The organism is Muricoccus vinaceus (assembly GCF_042433125.1).
Taxonomy (GTDB): Bacteria; Pseudomonadota; Alphaproteobacteria; order Acetobacterales; family Acetobacteraceae; genus Roseomonas; species Roseomonas vinacea.
Map to the genome: position 1 here is coordinate 18,078 of NZ_JBHLVZ010000067.1, position 14,834 is coordinate 32,911.

Here is a 14,834-nt window from a genome sequence, read left to right on the forward strand (position 1 = left end):
CGGCCAGTAACGGCCGTGGATAGCTCCGGCCCGGGGAAGCTAGGCATATCCAAGATGTCGGCACCAATGGCAGGAGGGTTGCGGAAAGCAGGGCGACAAATCACCCACGAAGCCTAGGGACCACACAGATGCCTGAGCGCCTCCCAGGCTAATCATTCTGGCAACGGTACTGATACCCAGCCGCCCTCCATGGCACCGCACCGGAGCACGCTGCCTGTCAGTTGCAGCCCATGGTCGCGCAGGCAATGGCCTGAACGTTCTGGAGCAGGCTGATGGGCGCACGCTCCAGGAACTTGGCGCGACGCTCAAGATAGTCGACGGTTCGCACCTCGGAGGCGACCACGCATCCCACGGCCTTGAGGCCAGGAGGAATGGCCACCTCGAACGGCGAACCCTTCAGCTGTCTGGTGACGGGGCAGACCACCATCCAGCCAGTAGCGACGCTGAACGCCTTCTCCGACAGGACGATGCCGCGGTGCTCGCCCTTCATCTCGGTTCCAGCCTGCGGCGAGAAGTCGAGCAGCACGATGTCGCCGCGGTCTGGGACATAGGGATTTCGGATCACTGTGTTTCGGTGCCCGCGGGCTCGACATCGAACTGCAGGCTGTGCCGGTGTTTCTCCGGGTCGAAGCGGGCCAGCAACTCCGCCATGGTCACGCGAGGGCGTTGCTTGCGGATGACGATCTCGCCGTCCCGGGCGATCACATCGACCGGATCCTCAAGGCGGAAATGCGCCGTCTCCAGGGTCGCGGCCGCCAGGCGGACCGCGGCACTGTTGCCCCACTGGGCCACCTTGCTCGGCTTGGTCACAACGTCCGGCATAGATACCTCCTAGAACACAGGATATACAGTAGAGACAAAGGCAGGAACGACAAGTCCCTTCGCGTGCCTCTCTCCGTGGCTGGAAGTCATCGGCCTCGGCCCCACGCCCCCGGCAGGTTCAAGCCGCCAGATATCCTGGTGGACTTCCATTCCTTCCTCCCACCATTGCCCTGGTCCCGTCACGGCGTGCCGTCCTTTTCGGGCGGCGGGACGAGTGGCAACCGCATGCGGCACTCGACCCCGTCTGGCGCGAAGTCGAGCGTGACCTCGCCGCCGGCTTCGTGCGGCATGGCACGTTCTAACAGCTTCGACCCGAAGCCGCGGCGTTCAGGCGGCCGTACCGGCGGCCCGCCGCGCTCGCGCCAGAGAACCACGACCACCGGCACCTCGCCCGCAGCCTGACGCTCCAACTCCCACGACACCTCAATCCGGCCGCCAGATGCCGACAGGGCCCCATACTTTGCAGCGTTGGTTGCCAGCTCGTGCAGAGCCAGGTTGACAGCCACGGCAACGTGCGGCGGCAGCAAGATAGGTGGGCCGCCGATCGAAACGCGCCCTGCCTTGCCGTCCTTGGCGTAGGCTTCCAGAGTCCGTTCAACGATCTCGCCCAGTGGCGCGCCCTCCCACCCGCCTCGCGACAGCATGTCGTGCGAGCGGGAAAGTGCTCGGAGGCGCGCATCGAAATCGGCGTAAAGGTTGTCAGGTGCCCCCGCTTGTCGCAGCGTTTGCGCCGCCACGGCCTGTACCGTGGCGAACATGTTCTTGACCCGGTGGTCCAACTCGCCAAGCAGCAGCGCGCGGCGTTCCTCCTCGTGGCGCCGCTCCGTGTGGTCGCGCAGAATTTTGAGGAAGCCTCGCAGCTCCCCCTCGTCGCCAAGCAACGGCATCATCATTCCGGCCGCCCAGAAGCGGGAGCCGTCGGCGCGCAGGTGCCAGCGTTCGTCCTGGGCGCGGCCCTCTTCGGCGGCCTGGCACATCTCAAGGTCGGGTACGCCTGCGGCGCGGTCCTCCGGCGTGAAGATAACGGCCGCGGCTTGGCCCAGGATGTCGTCCGCCTCGTACCCTAGGATACGCTGCGCCCCCGAGTTCCAGCTCGTGACGAGGCCGCCAAGGTCCAGGGTAAGGATTGCGTACTCGGTCGCACTCTCGAAGACGAGGCGCATGTGCTCCTCGCTCGCCCGGAGCGCGGTGTTGGCCGCCTGCAACTCGGCCGTCCTTCCGGCTACCCGCTGCTCAAGCTCAGCATTAGCCCGGGTGAGCGCGGTGTTGGCGGCTTCGAGGTTCTCGGCCAGGAGCCGCGCCTCATCGAGGGAGAGGCGGAGTTCCTCCCGAATGCCGCCCAGTTCAGCCTCCCTCGCAGAGAGCCGCACTGCGACACTGCTGAGCTTTTGCTGCAGATCTTCGGCAATCGCGCTCCGAGACGCTGCTTCGGTGCACTTGGGCGCCTGCCCAAAGACAACTTGTACGCGCTTGTTTTCGCGTCCTGGTGGCACGGTCCTCTCCTGTCACCGGGGTGGTTTCAGCACGGCGAAGACGATGCGCGCACCAAGGCCGAAATAACCCAACAGCTGTTGTCGTTAGTACGATTAAGCACCTGACCTTCCCCCGTAGAAGCGGTCCGCCGGTAGAGTGAGCCCGGCGGAACCGTGGAGGGTGTTGGAATGACGAGAAAGCACCACAAGCCGGAGGAGATTGTCGCCAAGCTGCGGCAGGTCGAGGTGTTGCTGGCGCAGGGCAAGACCGCCGCTGAGGCAGTGCGCACGATCGGGGTGACGGAGCAGAGCTACTACCGCTGGCGAAGCGAGTACGGTGGCCTGAAGTTGGACCAGGTGAAGCGCCTCAAGCTGCTGGAGCAGGAGAACGGCAGGCTCCGCAAAGCTGTGGCGGACCTGACGCTCGAGAAGCTGGTGCTGAAGGAAGCCGCCTCGGGAAACTGGTGAGCGCCGCCCGTCGTCGCGCCTGCGTCGAGCACGTCACCAAGGAACTGGACGTCTCGGAGCGGTTTGCCTGCAAGGTGCTGGGGCAGCACCGCTCGACGCAGCGGAAGGCGCCGAGGCAGGCCGACGACGAGGTGGCGCTCACCGAGAGCATCATCGACCTGGCCCGGCAGTACGGGCGCTATGGGTACCGCCGGATCACCGCGCTGCTCAGGGCCGAGGGCTGGCGGTGCAACCACAAACGCGTGGAGCGTATCTGGCGGCGTGAGGGCCTGAAGGTACCGGCCCGGCAGCCTAAACGTGGTCGGCTGTGGCTCAACGACGGCTCCTGCGTGCGGCTGCGGCCGGAGCGCCCGAACCAGGTATGGGCTTATGACTTTGTGGAGGACCGCACCCGGGACGGGCGCAAGTTCCGGATGCTGAATGTCGTGGACGAGTTCACCCGCGAATGCCTGGCCATCCGGGTGGGCCGACAACTCAGGGCCGCCGACGTCATCGACGTGCTGTCCGACCTGTTCATCCTGCGCGGTACGCCCGGCCATGTTCGGTCGGACAACGGGCCCGAGTTCGCCGCCACGGCTGTGAAGGGCTGGATCACCGGCGTGGGTGCCAAGACGGCGTTCATCGAGCCCGGCAGCCCTTGGGAGAACGGCTACGTGGAGAGCTTCAACGGCAAGATGCGCGACGAGCTGTTCAACGCCGAGGTGTTCAACACGCTCGCCGAAGCCAAGGTCCTGATCGAGCAATGGCGACGGCACTACAACACCGTCCGCCCGCACTCCTCGCTGCGCTACCGACCGCCCGCGCCAGAGGTCGTCCTGACGCACCTCGGCAGGCCACCACACGGTCACACCGCCCACGCCTCAGCCCAGCTCCTCCCCATGCGCCATTAACATCCGACCCGGTGCACCTCGTGGGGGCTTGTCACCCTTCGTCCAGCGCCTTCACTGACATGTTCATGTGGCCCTGGGCTGGTGCGTTGCAGGGACTTCAGCAGGGCCGTGCGCCCGCTCAGTCCGGCGCCAAAGCCTCCAGCAGTCAGGAGGAAGTCATCCCTCTCGGTGAGGAGGTGCTCGAGGTTACCAAGCGCACGGAGAACCGCGGCACGGCCCGCATCCGGCGCTACGTCGTCGAGAGCGAAGTCGAGGAGCAGGTGACGCTACAGAGCGAGCGGATCGTGGTCGAGCGCCGCCGTCCGGTCAGCGACAAGATCACGGGCGAGATCCTCACCGAGATGACGGTCGAGGTGGTCGAGACCTCCGAGGTGCCCGTGGTCAACAAGCGGGCCCGCCTGCGCGAGGAGATCGTTGTGCGGACGGAGCGCACCCAGTACGTGGAGACGGTGAAGGAAACCGTCCGCCGCGATGAGGTGGAGATCCGTCAGCCCAGCAAGAAGCCGACGGCCCGCGGGCGTGCGACTAGCTGAGGTGGGCCGAACGGGCGGGGAGCAGTTCCCCGCCCGCACTTGTTGTGCCCTGACCGACAGCGATCACGCCAGCATGCAGGCGGCGGAGATCGCTATTTGCGGCCTGCCAGCAGGTCGGCGGTCCGGGCGACGCTGTCGGGCGTCATAAGGGACATGAACAGCCCCTTGCGATGCCGGTGCGCGGCGCCGTCCAGGCTCTGCACACTGCCCTTGTCCTGCAGCAGCCGGAGCGTGGTCTGCGGCATGGCTCCCTAGCGGGTGAAGCGATCGTCCTCGTAGAAGAACTGCGCTGCCGCCGCCCCGCGCATGCACACAACAGGCGTCAGCATGATGCGCATGCGGAACAATTCGCTGCCCAAGCGGTCGCAGCGGCGGGAGATGAAGGTGTAGGCCTCCCACAAGAAAGCGAGCGTGTTGTCCAGTTCGGACGCGCGCGGGATGTCGGCCAGGGCTGTTTCCATCACTCTCATCGCGAAGCAGCCCCGAAGGTGTGAGGCATCACCGACCTGACCCGGCCGCAGTAGTGCGCACGGCAGCTCGATCAAGCAGTTCGATCACTTCGGCATCCTCGGTCTGGCGGAAGTCACCGTAATGCAGCCCGACCGCGCGGAAGTCTTCGGGGGTGGAAAGGGTTATTGCCTCGTCGCACAGCGCGCTCAGTGCCTTCACGATCTCGGCCGGCGCTACCGGCACGGCTAACACCACCCGTCGTGCTGTCCCACTCGCCGCGAGTGCCCGGAGCGAGGCGCGTGCGGTTGCACCGGTGGCGATCCCGTCATCCACCATGATGGCCGTGCGTCCCTCGAGTGCGACGGGCGGCCGACCGCGCAGGTAGGCGGCCCGACGCCGCTCGATCTCGGCCAGTTGGCGCGCGGCCTCCTGTTCCAGGTAACTGGCGGGTACGCCGAGCTGGCGGACGATATCCTCGTTGATCACCATTTCCGGCCGCGCTCCATCCACCACGGCACCGACCGCCAGCTCAGCTTGGCCCGGCGTGCCGATCTTGCGCACGAGCAGAAGGTCGAGCGGCGCGCCGAGCGCCTCGGCGACCTCATAGCCGACCGGGACGCCGCCGCGTGGCAGCGCGAGCACAACCGGGTCCTGGACCTTCAGGTGCAGCAAAGACTGGGCGAGCTGCCGTCCGGCATCAGCGCGGTCGAGAAACATCATGGCGGATTGGTCTTTCTGGCGGCCTGCAGAACCTTGATTCACGCTTCGCAGAATGACCTGAAAGTGGCAGCGCGGTTCAATGCCAAGAGTTGGCGCGGCTCTCTTCTCGCCGCTTGGTACGCGTGCTCACCGAGGCTGCACGGCGGGATTTCCGCCGGGCGTTCCGGGCGGCGGGATCACCGGCGTCGTGTTCGGCCTTGGCTCCGGCACCGGTGTCTGGATCCCGGGATCGAGCCCTGACGGTGGTGGGACGACACCTCGCGCGACCCCGTCGCTTGACGTCCCTCCTGCCGAGCCGGGCGCCGGAACCGGAGTGGGCCGAGGCGCTTCGATCCACTCCGGCACTGCGGACCCTGGGGCGGAGGGTGGCCCGGCCGGCTGCGCCAGCGCCGGGCCTACCGCGAGTGAGAGAAGGAACCCAGCGGCGAGGCCGGACCCGCTCCTCTTGCGTGCCATCCGGCTCAGCTCCGTGGTCCGCCGGTTTGCGAGTGTTCCCCTCCTGGCTGGGAGATTCCCGACAGCGCCGCCAGCGCGGGCATCGCGCCCTCTCCCAACGAGATGTCGCCAAGCGAGAGAATGCCGACCAGGCGCTTATCCCGGCTCATCACTGGCAGCCTTCGAACCTGCTGCTCGGCCATGTTGCGCGCCACGTGGTCCAAATCTTCATCCTCAAAGCAGTACTTCACGTCGACCGTCATCACCCCGCGCACCTTTGCGTTCGGGCCCTTGCCCTCGGCCACCCCGCGCACGGTAATGTCCCTGTCCGTGACCATGCCGACCAGGTGATCGTTCTCGCCGACGGGCAGCACACCGGAGTCGCACTCGGCCATGCTGCGCGCGGCGTCTTGGATACTATCCTCCGGACTGGCGATGCGCAGATCGCGCGTCATCTTGTCGCTGACCTTCATGGGATTATCCTGACCACCGGTCGTCCCGCACGAGCACGTCGGCAGCACTCGCGCCAGCGGGTACGCAACGTCTCCCCTTCATGCCCTTGGGGCGGGCAATGCATGGCAAGCGACATGGGCCGCCATGGCATCAACCCATGTGAATCGGTCGCTGCCTCGTCACGCATGACAAGCGGAGTTGAACATTCCTGCCCCACTCGAGGGTTAGGCACGGTGGAGCATTGTGGGCCGCGCGCGCGCCGAACAGGACCATGTCCGCGGCAAGGTCGTTCTGGTGGTAGAGCCCTGAGCCAGGTTGTGCCCCTGGTGGTGGTGTAGGAGGCGGCCGCCCGGTTTAGGGCGGCCATCATGGTGATCCTCGGTAGGCTTGGGTTGTCGAGACCTGACCTGAACCATGGAGACCACGATGACCGACGACAGGATTGCTCTTCGAGAGCTTCTGGAGAAGGGCTCTGATGCGACGTTCCTGCGGGAGATGATCGGCTTTGCCGCCCATCGGCTGATGGAGCTGGATGCCGAGGGGGTCTGCGGTGCTGGCCATGGCGAGCGCAGCCCTGAGCGGGTGAACCAGAGGAACGGTTATCGGGAACGGGATTGGCAGACCCGGGCCGGGACGGTGGAGCTCAGGATCCCCAAGCTCCGGCGCGGCTCCTACTTCCCCGCCTTCCTGGAGCCCCGGCGGCTGGCGGAGAAGGCACTCACGGCAGTGATCCAGGAGGCCTACGTGCAGGGGATCTCCACCCGCTCCGTGGACGACCTGGTCCGCGCCATGGGCCTGGAGGGCATCAGCAAGAGCCAAGTCTCCCGGCTTTGCGGCGAGATCGACGGCCGGGTGCAGGACTTCCTCGCCCGTCCCATCGAGGGCGACTGGCCGTACCTGTGGCTGGACGCCACCTACGTGAAGGTCAGGGAGGCAGGCCGGATCGTCTCAGTCGCCGTCACCATCGCGGTGGGGGTGAACAGCGACGGCAGGCGCGAGGTGCTTGGCATGGCGGTCGGCGCCTCCGAGGCGGAGACCTTCTGGACGGAGTTCCTGCGCAGCTTGGCCCGGCGCGGCCTGCGCGGCGTCAAGCTGGTCATCTCCGACGCCCACGAAGGCCTCAAGGCCGCCGTGGCCAAGGTGCTCAGGGCCACATGGCAGCGCTGCCGCGTGCATTTCGGCCGCAACGCCGCCGCGCACGCGGGCAAGACCCAGCGCCGCATCGTCTCGGCCTGGATCGGCACCGCCTATGCCGAGGCGGATGCCCCAGCTGCCCACGCCTAGTGGCGAAAGGTGGCCGACCAACTCCGCCCCACGGTGCCCCGGCTGGCCACCCTGATGGATGCCGCCGAGGAGGACGTCCTCGCCTTCATGGACTTCCCCAGAGAACACAGGGCCAAGCTCCACAGCACCAACCCCATCGAGCGCCTCAATGGCGAGATCAAGCGCCGCACCGACGTGGTCGGCATCTTTCCCAATGAAGCCGCCGTTGTCAGGCTCGTCGGCGCCCTCCTCCTCGAGCAGTCCGACGAGTGGGCCACCCAGCGCTCCCGCTACATGACGCTGGAGACCATCGGCGCCGTGAGCGATACTCCCTCCGTCAGCCTGCCCGCTGCGGCGGCCTGACACGGCGACTCAGCCCGCTGAGGAGCACCGCTCCTACACCACTCCCTGGGGCACGATCCTGAGCCAAGCCAGCAGCTGTAGCTTTAGGGGTTTGGGGTGAAGGTGTTGATACCTTTGCTCCCACACCTTATTACAGGAACGCCTTTGGCCGGGCAGGCAACGAACAGTTTGCCGGGTTAACCGGGTCAGGAGCACTCCTGAGTTGCAAACATCATCTCACCCCCTCGGTGTTGCGTCCCGGTCGTGCACCTCGGCCGGCGGCGTTGTTGCCTCAACAGCGGTGAACTCCTCGATAATACGATAGCTGTGTTCAGAGCCCTTCGGCACCACCCAGGATGTCCCCGGATGCAATAATACCGTCTGGCCCTCAAGCGTCAGCTCTGCGGAGCCGGAAATGACATATCCGACGGTCTCATAATCGCGCCTGGCTGGATGCTTCGCAGGACCGGGCACCTCCTTCTCCCAGAGCCGCATCGACAGAGCGCGGCCATTGGCCAGGTACTTCTGCCCCTCAGGTCCCTTTGGTGAATACGCCGCATCAACCTTCACGACCGTCGTGTCAGGCATGACTGAATTCCCTCTGGCAAATGTGGGCGGCTAAACCAAGCAGCACCTTCGCTTGCCTCAACCGCTCCGCTGGGAAGGCGGTTTCTAGAAAGGTTTGCAGGCCGTCGGAAATGGTGACGTCCAGGTGTCTCCAGCGCCAATAATGTCGAGGGCGCTCGCGTGCTGGGCAAGATGACACTGCTTCCTTTCCGAGACGATGCTGGCCACTCACTCCTGCTGCTCGATAGCTTTTACGATGAGAGAGATCGCTTGCCCTTGGTTTTCGTCAGGCAGGCGCTTACCACAGCGCCAGTTGAGCTGGCGAAGGGCAAGGCAAAGCATCGGTTTTCTAATCGGCGACGGTGCAACGTTCAGCTTTCCGGTAGGGAGGGGAAAAGTCTCCCCCTCCCATTCTCAATCCTACTGCCTACCGCACAGGCGGGTTCGCCGGAGTGCTCTGCCCAGCCGTGGTACCGGTGCCGCCCAGGGTACCTGGCCGCGAGGCCGCCCCTTCGGGAGCGGGCGTGGCAGGGGCCGCGTCGCGGCTGGCACCAGCGGCAGCGGCCCGGGGCCGGCCTCGCCCGAACTCGTCGAGGTTGAAAGCCGGCATCGCCCGGAGCGTCTCCTGCGTGGCGCCGGGAAGGGTCCAGCGGTCGCGCTCGGCATTGTGCTGCAGCTGGCTGAAGGGAACGGCAATGTGCCTCTCCCCCATTCCAAGAAAGCCGCCAACCGAGAGCACAGCGACCGGTGCACCGGCCCCACTCTGCGGCATAATGACGTCCTCGATCTCGCCGACCTCACGGTCGTTCGCACCGTAGACATCAGCATCGATCAGCCGCCGGGCACTCAGGGCCCCACGCAGGCTCGCGGCATCAACATTCATCGTTGCGGCCCCGCTTGTCGGGGCCGCCGTGCTGGGACCAGGTGCCCCGGCCGGGTTCGCTCCCGTCGTGTTCGTGCCGAGAGCCCTGTCGACGGCCCGGCCTGCAGCCGTGCCGGGCGGATTGCCAGGGCTGCCGTCGGGGCGCGGCGTCTCGCCCTGGGCTCGATCCACTGCACGACCCGTCGCGGTCGAGGGTGGGTTGCCCGGTGTGCCGTCGGACCGGCTTTGTGCGTGTGCGAGGGGGGCAGTGGCCAGAACCGCCGCCGTGGCAAGCAGCGACAAAGGAGGAAGCTTTCTCATCGGGGCATTTACCTCTTCGTTCTTCTCGCTCTACGGCGCCGGGCAGCGCCGCCTGTTACAAGAAGCGAATACCGGATGGGCTGGTTGCAGCTGATGCACTCAATCCCGCCCGCCGGTTGTGGTCAGTTGAACGGGCGTAGACTTTCCTGGGATCTGCGCCCTCCGAGCTTTCGGCAGGCAACTGTGGCAGACGACCATCGAAGCGTGCTCGGCCTGCCTGGACTGCTTTACCTGCCAAAGTTCTGAAAGAACGGATCCGCTATGCCGCGTTGGGGCAAGCGAACTCGGCGCAGCCACAACGCTCACAGGTGAGATCTACTTTCACCTTGGCGACGAGGCCACTATCAGGGTCAGCTGACTCAGTGCTGTCTCAGGCCGCCCGTGAGTTAACCTTCTTCTCGGCGATACTGGTCAGCTTCTTGTCCGTGGCCTTCTCCTCCTCAAGGTTCTGCTGCAGCACATCGGCGCAGTCCTGGCGGCCGAGTTGCTTCGCAAAGGCGATCAGGGTCCCGTAGCGGGTGATCTCGTAGTGCTCGACGGCCTGAGCGGCTGAGAGCATGGCGGCGTCTCGAACCTCTGGGTCACTGCAGTCGCCCATAATCTCAGCCGCCTCTTCAAGGATCCCGTCCATCGCGGCACATTTGACGCCCTTCACCTCCTGCCCATGCTGCCGGAACACCTGCTCGAGGCGCTTGATCTGGTTCTGTGTCTCGCCAAGGTGGGTTTGGAAGCCACTCTTGAGTTCCGGATCTTGAGCCTTCTCGATCATGTCGGGCAGGCTCTTCGCGATCTGGTTCTCGGCATAGTAGATATCTTGCAGGGTGTGAACGAACAGGTCGTCCAGCGACTTGATCGGCTTTGAGAAAAAGCCCATGGGCCTACCTCCTCGTGCGAGCCGGCCTGACGCGCTGTGGCTATCCCACTTGGCCGGCAGAAAGCTCCAGCACTCTTAAACACCTGCGCGACCAACTGGCTGCGCTGCCTTACGCAACCAGAACTGCACCACGTCTTCGTTCCTGTACTTCATCAAAATTGGTGACAAACAGCTTCTCGAAGCTCCTCCGTCCTCAGCCCGTCTTGGCGTGAGGACTTTAATCACCAATAGCTCCGACATGACGCGTTGTTCGCCTGTGCAGCATTTTGGAAGAAGGCCGGTTTGGCATGCTTCGGCTCGTGCGTTCATCGCGGTTCGACGTCCTGCTCTCCATAGCGGAGGGGCTGAGGCGCGCGAGGATTGGGAGTCCGGAAGCGGACAGGACGATCCACGCTGCTCTCGATCGCAACGGAAAGCCACTACCTTATACACAGGACGAAGCCTCTGCGCGATCGGCCCTGCCCGATGGATTTGAGCACCGGCTCATCGCCAAGAGAGCTGGCCAGGTTTATGCCGCCTGTCGGCGCGCGGGTCTGCTCGAGGGGCGGTGGCATCCCCACTACGGCCAATGGGAATGACTTATCCCCTGGCCCTCTGCGGAGCCGCGATGCAGGCGCACGCCGCCGCGGCAGTCGCCACAGGTAGAGAGCGGCGAACTCTGTCACTGCCAGGTGAGCACGAGGACAGCCCCGGGAACGACGTCCAGGACGGGACTGCTGGGCTCTAAGCCGCAGATTGAGCCGAGCGACGGTCGCGCAGCCTGTCACGGGCCGCGCTCCTACCTGCTTCCGAGTTTAGACTGCGGTGATCAGGTCCTCACCGCATCGCTTGGTTGGTCCACAAGAACCTCAACCCCGAAGCCAGCCTCGAAGTCGAAGCAGGATGCCCCGGACGAGGGGAGCTGCCGGCTGTGCTGCGCCCTCGCGCAGAGCCGACAACTCACCCTCCCGGCGGGCAAGCTGCTCGCGCAGTGTCGCGTGCTCGGCAGCCCATTTGGCACGTTCGGCTTCCCAACGGGTTCGATCCTGAGCCCGACCGACGCACTCTGCTTCACGGCTGGCGTCCATTGCCTCGAGGCTGTCCAACAACCGAGAAATCACAGACTTAGCGTCTTCGCCCTGATCGCTCCCTTGGCCCACGAGGAAAGGCTGCGCTGGCTTAAACCGATCCTTCTGACCATCGGGCGGAATGAAAGGGAGCACGGACAAAGGGACGGCAACTCTGGCCACGCCGTCCGTGCCGGCGGCCCGTGTCCACCCCGCGCGGACGACCCGGCGTTGCGCCGAGGCAATGCTGACGTTCAACGCCTGCGCAAGATCCGCGTAGGTCATCGAGACGGTGCTCCTGGGGCTTCCTTGCTGCTGCATGACCTCTCGCCTTCTGGGCATGTTCGCCGGCTCGTTCCACATTCGCGTTAGCCGGGTACCCCCTCGCATTCAGGAGGGAGAAACTCGCTAACGCCGGAATGGCTCGACCGTCGGTGCGTCAGAGGCTTTGCGTGCTGCAGCAGCACATCCGATCGGGCACCGGGTACGCCTTCCGTCAGGTGACAGGGCCTCGGATCACCGAGCCCACCTGGCCGCCGGCCCGCAATGCCGTTCACCCTGTGGGAACTGGCAGCGGCCTGCCAGTTCATGCTCGCGGTCGCACACGTAGAAGCGGCTAGGCGAGTTCGTTCTCGTCAGAGCCTCCATCCTCGCCCGTGTTCTCCTCCTCCCCGGCCGCGGGAGGCGCCTCCGAAGGCGAACCGCTGAGCAGGTCCGCCCCGAGGTTCGCGGCGGCCACGACATTGCTGGCCACGGCCGCGGCTGTCATCGCTGCGGCGTCGATGGCGGCTACAACAGGGGCTGCCACGACCGTCATCGCAGCGACACCGGCTTCGGTCAGAGGGGCCATCCCGCTGGTCGGGACCTCGGCCGGGTGCTCCTCGGCAGGCGGCGTTGCGGCGGGGGTGGAAGCGGCGAACGCAGCCGTTTCCTCGGGCTCTGCCCGAACGCGGCGGTTGCGTAGCGGCTTGGCTTCCGATGTGGCCGCCTTCTGATCCTTGGTCTTTGGAGCCGTCCGCGCGGCTGTGGGCTTGGTCCCCGCGCGGCTGGCGGCTTCAGACCCGGCGCCGGCCTCCCGGGGGCGCGCCGTCCCAGTCCTGCGCGCTGGCTTGACGGTCTCCTGTGACCGCACAGCGCGAGGAGACCGTGCGCGTGAAGCCGGCATAGGCTTGCTTCTGCTACGCGCATGCACCTTATCGGCCCCAGCTTTGGTGCTCGGCCGACTTGCCGCACGAGACTTCGATCCGGCGCTTGCCGCACCCGTTCTCCGGGCCGCGGCACCAGCGCCTCTGGCGGTGGGACCAGCTTGTGTACCGCGCCCTTTCGGCGCGGCAGCTGATGGCGTGGCCCGCTTGCCGGAGGAGGCCGCGCCCCGCGCCGTTCCACCCGGCTTCCCCGCCTTTGTGCCGCGGGTTGTCGCCGCAGGTGTCGCACCAGTGCTGCGGCGCTTCGGTGCGGCGGATGCTCCTGCCGCTTGCCTGGCAGCCGGCGTCGCTGCCCGCTCCCTCTTACCCGCCGGCTTGGCCGCGTTCCGTCCCGAACCCGCGGCCTTGGCAACTGAGGTTTTCCTGGTGGGCGTGGAGCGCGTCGCCCTGGCAGCCACCTTCCTTGCTGCCGTCGGCCTGGCTGCGGTGGTTCGGGTGGCAGTCGTCTTCGAAGGTGTCTTGGTGCCCCGCCCACTCTGGCCGGCGGTCGAAGCCGCGCTCCGCGTCGATGCCCTCCCAGCCCCGGCAGCCCTGGTCTGTGTGACCTTTCCAGCCGAAGGTTTCGCACCGCGGCTCGTTCCGGCGGCCGCACCGCGCGACTTCTTCGGCTTTTCCTCGTCGCGTGGGGTCTTTGCCATGGGTCACCTCGCGTGCTCTTCCGCCGAATCGACATCGGGCAGAGTAGTTTCGCCTCATGTTGACGCCGATTGCACCCGAAAGTCTCGCAAGATGCCGCGTCGGTCATGTCTGTTGCCAAGCCAGCTGGCAACGTTGGATCCGCGATCGCCCTGGCTGCCTCTTACTCATCCTGGTTCCGCTTGCGCGTCGTGAACACGCTCGCATCGCTCCGGCCCTGACTGAAGCCCTCCAGACATGCCCTACGCAGCGGCGCCACGTCGCGCGAGTAGGGACAGTGACTGGCAAACGACCAGAGCTTCCCCAGCCTTCCATCCCCGAACAGCCGCCTGGGCCTGTGCATCGAGTGGGGCAACTTGTGTCAGGCCGCAGGCTGGATGGCTGTCTGCTCCTATGCACCTCCCAATGCGCAAGGGTCCATTCTGGGTTCAAATGGCCAACGCTCTGCGCTTGTGCATGTGCAATGAGCGGCCGAACTGGCAGGGCACCCTCAGTGGAAGGACCGTGCGACGTCCTGAGAAGCGGCGACGGGCTCCTGAGTAGCCGCCCACCACCAAGCCGGACAGGCTCGGATGGTGCTGGTTGGAACCACAGGGCAGGAGGCTGTGCGCCCCCTCCCCGCTCCTCATACACACTCGGCCTGCCGAGGATCCCAGTCAGGAACGAGCCAACCTGTGAGGACGGGCTGAGCAGCTCGGCTTTGTCGCTGCCGGCTCCAGGTGGCGCGATTGCGCCAACTCATCGCCGTTCGTTGGCCAGGAGCCCGAACACGAAGCCAATCACCCCGGCGATCAGGAGGGCCGGCAACGGGTGCTGGCCGATCGCCGCGCTGGCGGCTTCTCCTGCCTGCCCCGCCCCTACCGCTGTGGGCCCGTGGATCGCTGTGTCCTTCCCATCCGGGGAGATGAAGCCCGTGGCCCCACCCTTGTGAACGGGGTCGGAGGCGGGGAAGGTGTCCTCGACCCCTTTGTCGACCTTGGCTTCAGCAGTCGCCCCGGTTTTAAGGTCGGAGACCCAGTGCCCGGTTTCCTCGTCGCGCTTCTGGTCCGTCCTGTCCTTGTCCATGGTTCCTGCCTCCGACGGTCGTTGCTGTCGCCGAGCCCAGCCCCACGAGGACGCTGCGGCCCATTGAGAAGGAAGCGCAGCACACCGGAAGGAGGTTCCACGGCCACCCTAGCGACTTTCCTGTTCCCCTGTTCCCGAGATCTTTCCCTGCCCCACCAACTGGTGGCTCTCAACGGCTGTTCGCAGGTTCCTCTGCCTGCCTCAGCGCATTCCGACCATGGCAACCATCCTCTTCCCGCCCCTTGGGCACGATAATCAAAAGTTATCGTGCGTAAGTGGCAGCGGGAGGCCCGCTGGAGGGGCGGGTTTGGGCTGACTTTGCTGGGTTTTTTGCAGTAGCGCGGGACGGCATTGTCACGTTGTTTGGGGACCGAGCAAGTTTGACCGCGAGGCGGAGTTTGCGTGACCTT

Annotated in this window: 15 protein-coding genes and 1 pseudogene; 3 read left to right on the forward strand and 13 right to left on the reverse strand. The window is 65.8% G+C overall.

Annotation, left to right across the window (positions count from 1 at the left end; genetic code table 11):
* Positions 1 to 217: 217 nt before the first annotated feature.
* The 3 genes from ACFFIC_RS18950 to ACFFIC_RS18960 form a co-directional block, all read right to left on the reverse strand.
* Entirely contained in the window at positions 218 to 565 is a 348-nt protein-coding gene (locus ACFFIC_RS18950) for a type II toxin-antitoxin system PemK/MazF family toxin (protein ID WP_377053218.1), read from the reverse strand.
* Entirely contained in the window at positions 562 to 822 is a 261-nt protein-coding gene (locus tag ACFFIC_RS18955) for an AbrB/MazE/SpoVT family DNA-binding domain-containing protein (RefSeq protein WP_377053220.1), read from the reverse strand. Before ACFFIC_RS18955 ends, ACFFIC_RS18950 begins: the two co-directional genes overlap by 4 nt.
* Before the next feature lie 179 nt (positions 823 to 1,001).
* On the reverse strand, positions 1,002 to 2,315 hold the full coding sequence (locus tag ACFFIC_RS18960) for a sensor histidine kinase (RefSeq protein WP_377053222.1): 1,314 nt from the start codon (positions 2,313 to 2,315) through the stop codon (positions 1,002 to 1,004).
* Positions 2,316 to 2,483: 168 nt separating this feature from the next.
* Between ACFFIC_RS18960 and ACFFIC_RS18965 the strand changes: the two genes are divergently transcribed.
* Positions 2,484 to 3,652 (forward strand): IS3 family transposase gene (locus tag ACFFIC_RS18965; protein WP_377053224.1). Its coding sequence is split into 2 segments (ribosomal slippage): positions 2,484 to 2,748 and positions 2,748 to 3,652, totalling 1,170 coding nucleotides; the frame shifts between segments, so codons are not numbered across the junction.
* Positions 3,653 to 3,717: 65 nt separating this feature from the next.
* Positions 3,718 to 4,185 (forward strand): YsnF/AvaK domain-containing protein, encoded by a 468-nt coding sequence (locus ACFFIC_RS18970; RefSeq protein WP_377053226.1) that lies wholly within the window; start codon positions 3,718 to 3,720, stop codon positions 4,183 to 4,185.
* A gap of 92 nt (positions 4,186 to 4,277) precedes the next feature.
* Here the strand turns inward: ACFFIC_RS18970 and ACFFIC_RS18975 are convergent, their stop codons facing one another.
* From ACFFIC_RS18975 to ACFFIC_RS18990, 4 genes are all read right to left on the reverse strand, one after another.
* Complete coding sequence (locus ACFFIC_RS18975; protein ID WP_377053228.1) at positions 4,278 to 4,430, reverse strand: hypothetical protein; 153 nt, start codon at positions 4,428 to 4,430, stop codon at positions 4,278 to 4,280.
* Between the two features lie 6 nt (positions 4,431 to 4,436).
* Entirely contained in the window at positions 4,437 to 4,646 is a 210-nt protein-coding gene (locus ACFFIC_RS18980) for a hypothetical protein (protein ID WP_377053230.1), read from the reverse strand.
* Positions 4,647 to 4,683: 37 nt separating this feature from the next.
* Positions 4,684 to 5,355 (reverse strand): phosphoribosyltransferase, encoded by a 672-nt coding sequence (locus ACFFIC_RS18985; RefSeq protein ID WP_377053232.1) that lies wholly within the window; start codon positions 5,353 to 5,355, stop codon positions 4,684 to 4,686.
* Positions 5,356 to 5,816: 461 nt separating this feature from the next.
* Positions 5,817 to 6,263, reverse strand: coding sequence for a CBS domain-containing protein (locus ACFFIC_RS18990; RefSeq protein WP_377053234.1), 447 nt, complete (start codon positions 6,261 to 6,263; stop codon positions 5,817 to 5,819).
* 406 nt (positions 6,264 to 6,669) lie between these two features.
* On the opposite strand from ACFFIC_RS18990, the pseudogene ACFFIC_RS18995 reads away from it, so the two are divergent.
* Positions 6,670 to 7,869: pseudogene (locus ACFFIC_RS18995) on the forward strand (IS256 family transposase).
* 216 nt (positions 7,870 to 8,085) lie between these two features.
* Here the strand turns inward: ACFFIC_RS18995 and ACFFIC_RS19000 are convergent.
* The 6 genes from ACFFIC_RS19000 to ACFFIC_RS19025 form a co-directional block, all read right to left on the reverse strand.
* Positions 8,086 to 8,436, reverse strand: coding sequence for a cupin domain-containing protein (locus ACFFIC_RS19000; protein WP_377053236.1), 351 nt, complete (start codon positions 8,434 to 8,436; stop codon positions 8,086 to 8,088).
* Positions 8,437 to 8,842: 406 nt separating this feature from the next.
* Positions 8,843 to 9,298 (reverse strand): PRC-barrel domain-containing protein, encoded by a 456-nt coding sequence (locus ACFFIC_RS19005; RefSeq protein ID WP_377053238.1) that lies wholly within the window; start codon positions 9,296 to 9,298, stop codon positions 8,843 to 8,845.
* A 670-nt stretch (positions 9,299 to 9,968) separates the two neighbouring features.
* Complete coding sequence (locus ACFFIC_RS19010; RefSeq protein WP_377053240.1) at positions 9,969 to 10,472, reverse strand: YciE/YciF ferroxidase family protein; 504 nt, start codon at positions 10,470 to 10,472, stop codon at positions 9,969 to 9,971.
* Between the two features lie 848 nt (positions 10,473 to 11,320).
* A complete protein-coding gene (locus ACFFIC_RS19015; protein ID WP_377053242.1) occupies positions 11,321 to 11,803 on the reverse strand; it encodes a hypothetical protein in 483 nt (160 codons plus the stop codon).
* Positions 11,804 to 12,134: 331 nt separating this feature from the next.
* Positions 12,135 to 12,368 carry a hypothetical protein gene (locus ACFFIC_RS19020; RefSeq protein ID WP_377053244.1) on the reverse strand — a complete coding sequence of 78 codons (234 nt, stop codon included), beginning with the start codon at positions 12,366 to 12,368 and terminating at the stop codon, positions 12,135 to 12,137.
* Between the two features lie 1,729 nt (positions 12,369 to 14,097).
* Positions 14,098 to 14,424, reverse strand: a complete 327-nt coding sequence (locus ACFFIC_RS19025) for a hypothetical protein (protein ID WP_377053246.1) — start codon at positions 14,422 to 14,424, stop codon at positions 14,098 to 14,100.
* Between the last annotated feature and the right edge of the window lie 410 nt (positions 14,425 to 14,834).

Coding starts and splice junctions, on each gene's coding strand:
- ACFFIC_RS18955 (WP_377053220.1), bottom strand. CDS start 822: ATGCCGGACGTTGTGACCAAGCCGAGCAAGGTGGCCCAGTGGGGCAAC.
- ACFFIC_RS18970 (WP_377053226.1), top strand. CDS start 3,718: ATGTGGCCCTGGGCTGGTGCGTTGCAGGGACTTCAGCAGGGCCGTGCG.
- ACFFIC_RS18975 (WP_377053228.1), bottom strand. CDS start 4,430: ATGCCGCAGACCACGCTCCGGCTGCTGCAGGACAAGGGCAGTGTGCAG.
- ACFFIC_RS18980 (WP_377053230.1), bottom strand. CDS start 4,646: ATGGAAACAGCCCTGGCCGACATCCCGCGCGCGTCCGAACTGGACAAC.
- ACFFIC_RS18985 (WP_377053232.1), bottom strand. CDS start 5,355: ATGATGTTTCTCGACCGCGCTGATGCCGGACGGCAGCTCGCCCAGTCT.
- ACFFIC_RS18990 (WP_377053234.1), bottom strand. CDS start 6,263: ATGAAGGTCAGCGACAAGATGACGCGCGATCTGCGCATCGCCAGTCCG.
- ACFFIC_RS19000 (WP_377053236.1), bottom strand. CDS start 8,436: ATGCCTGACACGACGGTCGTGAAGGTTGATGCGGCGTATTCACCAAAG.
- ACFFIC_RS19005 (WP_377053238.1), bottom strand. CDS start 9,298: ATGAATGTTGATGCCGCGAGCCTGCGTGGGGCCCTGAGTGCCCGGCGG.
- ACFFIC_RS19010 (WP_377053240.1), bottom strand. CDS start 10,472: ATGGGCTTTTTCTCAAAGCCGATCAAGTCGCTGGACGACCTGTTCGTT.
- ACFFIC_RS19015 (WP_377053242.1), bottom strand. CDS start 11,803: ATGACCTACGCGGATCTTGCGCAGGCGTTGAACGTCAGCATTGCCTCG.
- ACFFIC_RS19020 (WP_377053244.1), bottom strand. CDS start 12,368: ATGGCCCCTCTGACCGAAGCCGGTGTCGCTGCGATGACGGTCGTGGCA.
- ACFFIC_RS19025 (WP_377053246.1), bottom strand. CDS start 14,424: ATGGACAAGGACAGGACGGACCAGAAGCGCGACGAGGAAACCGGGCAC.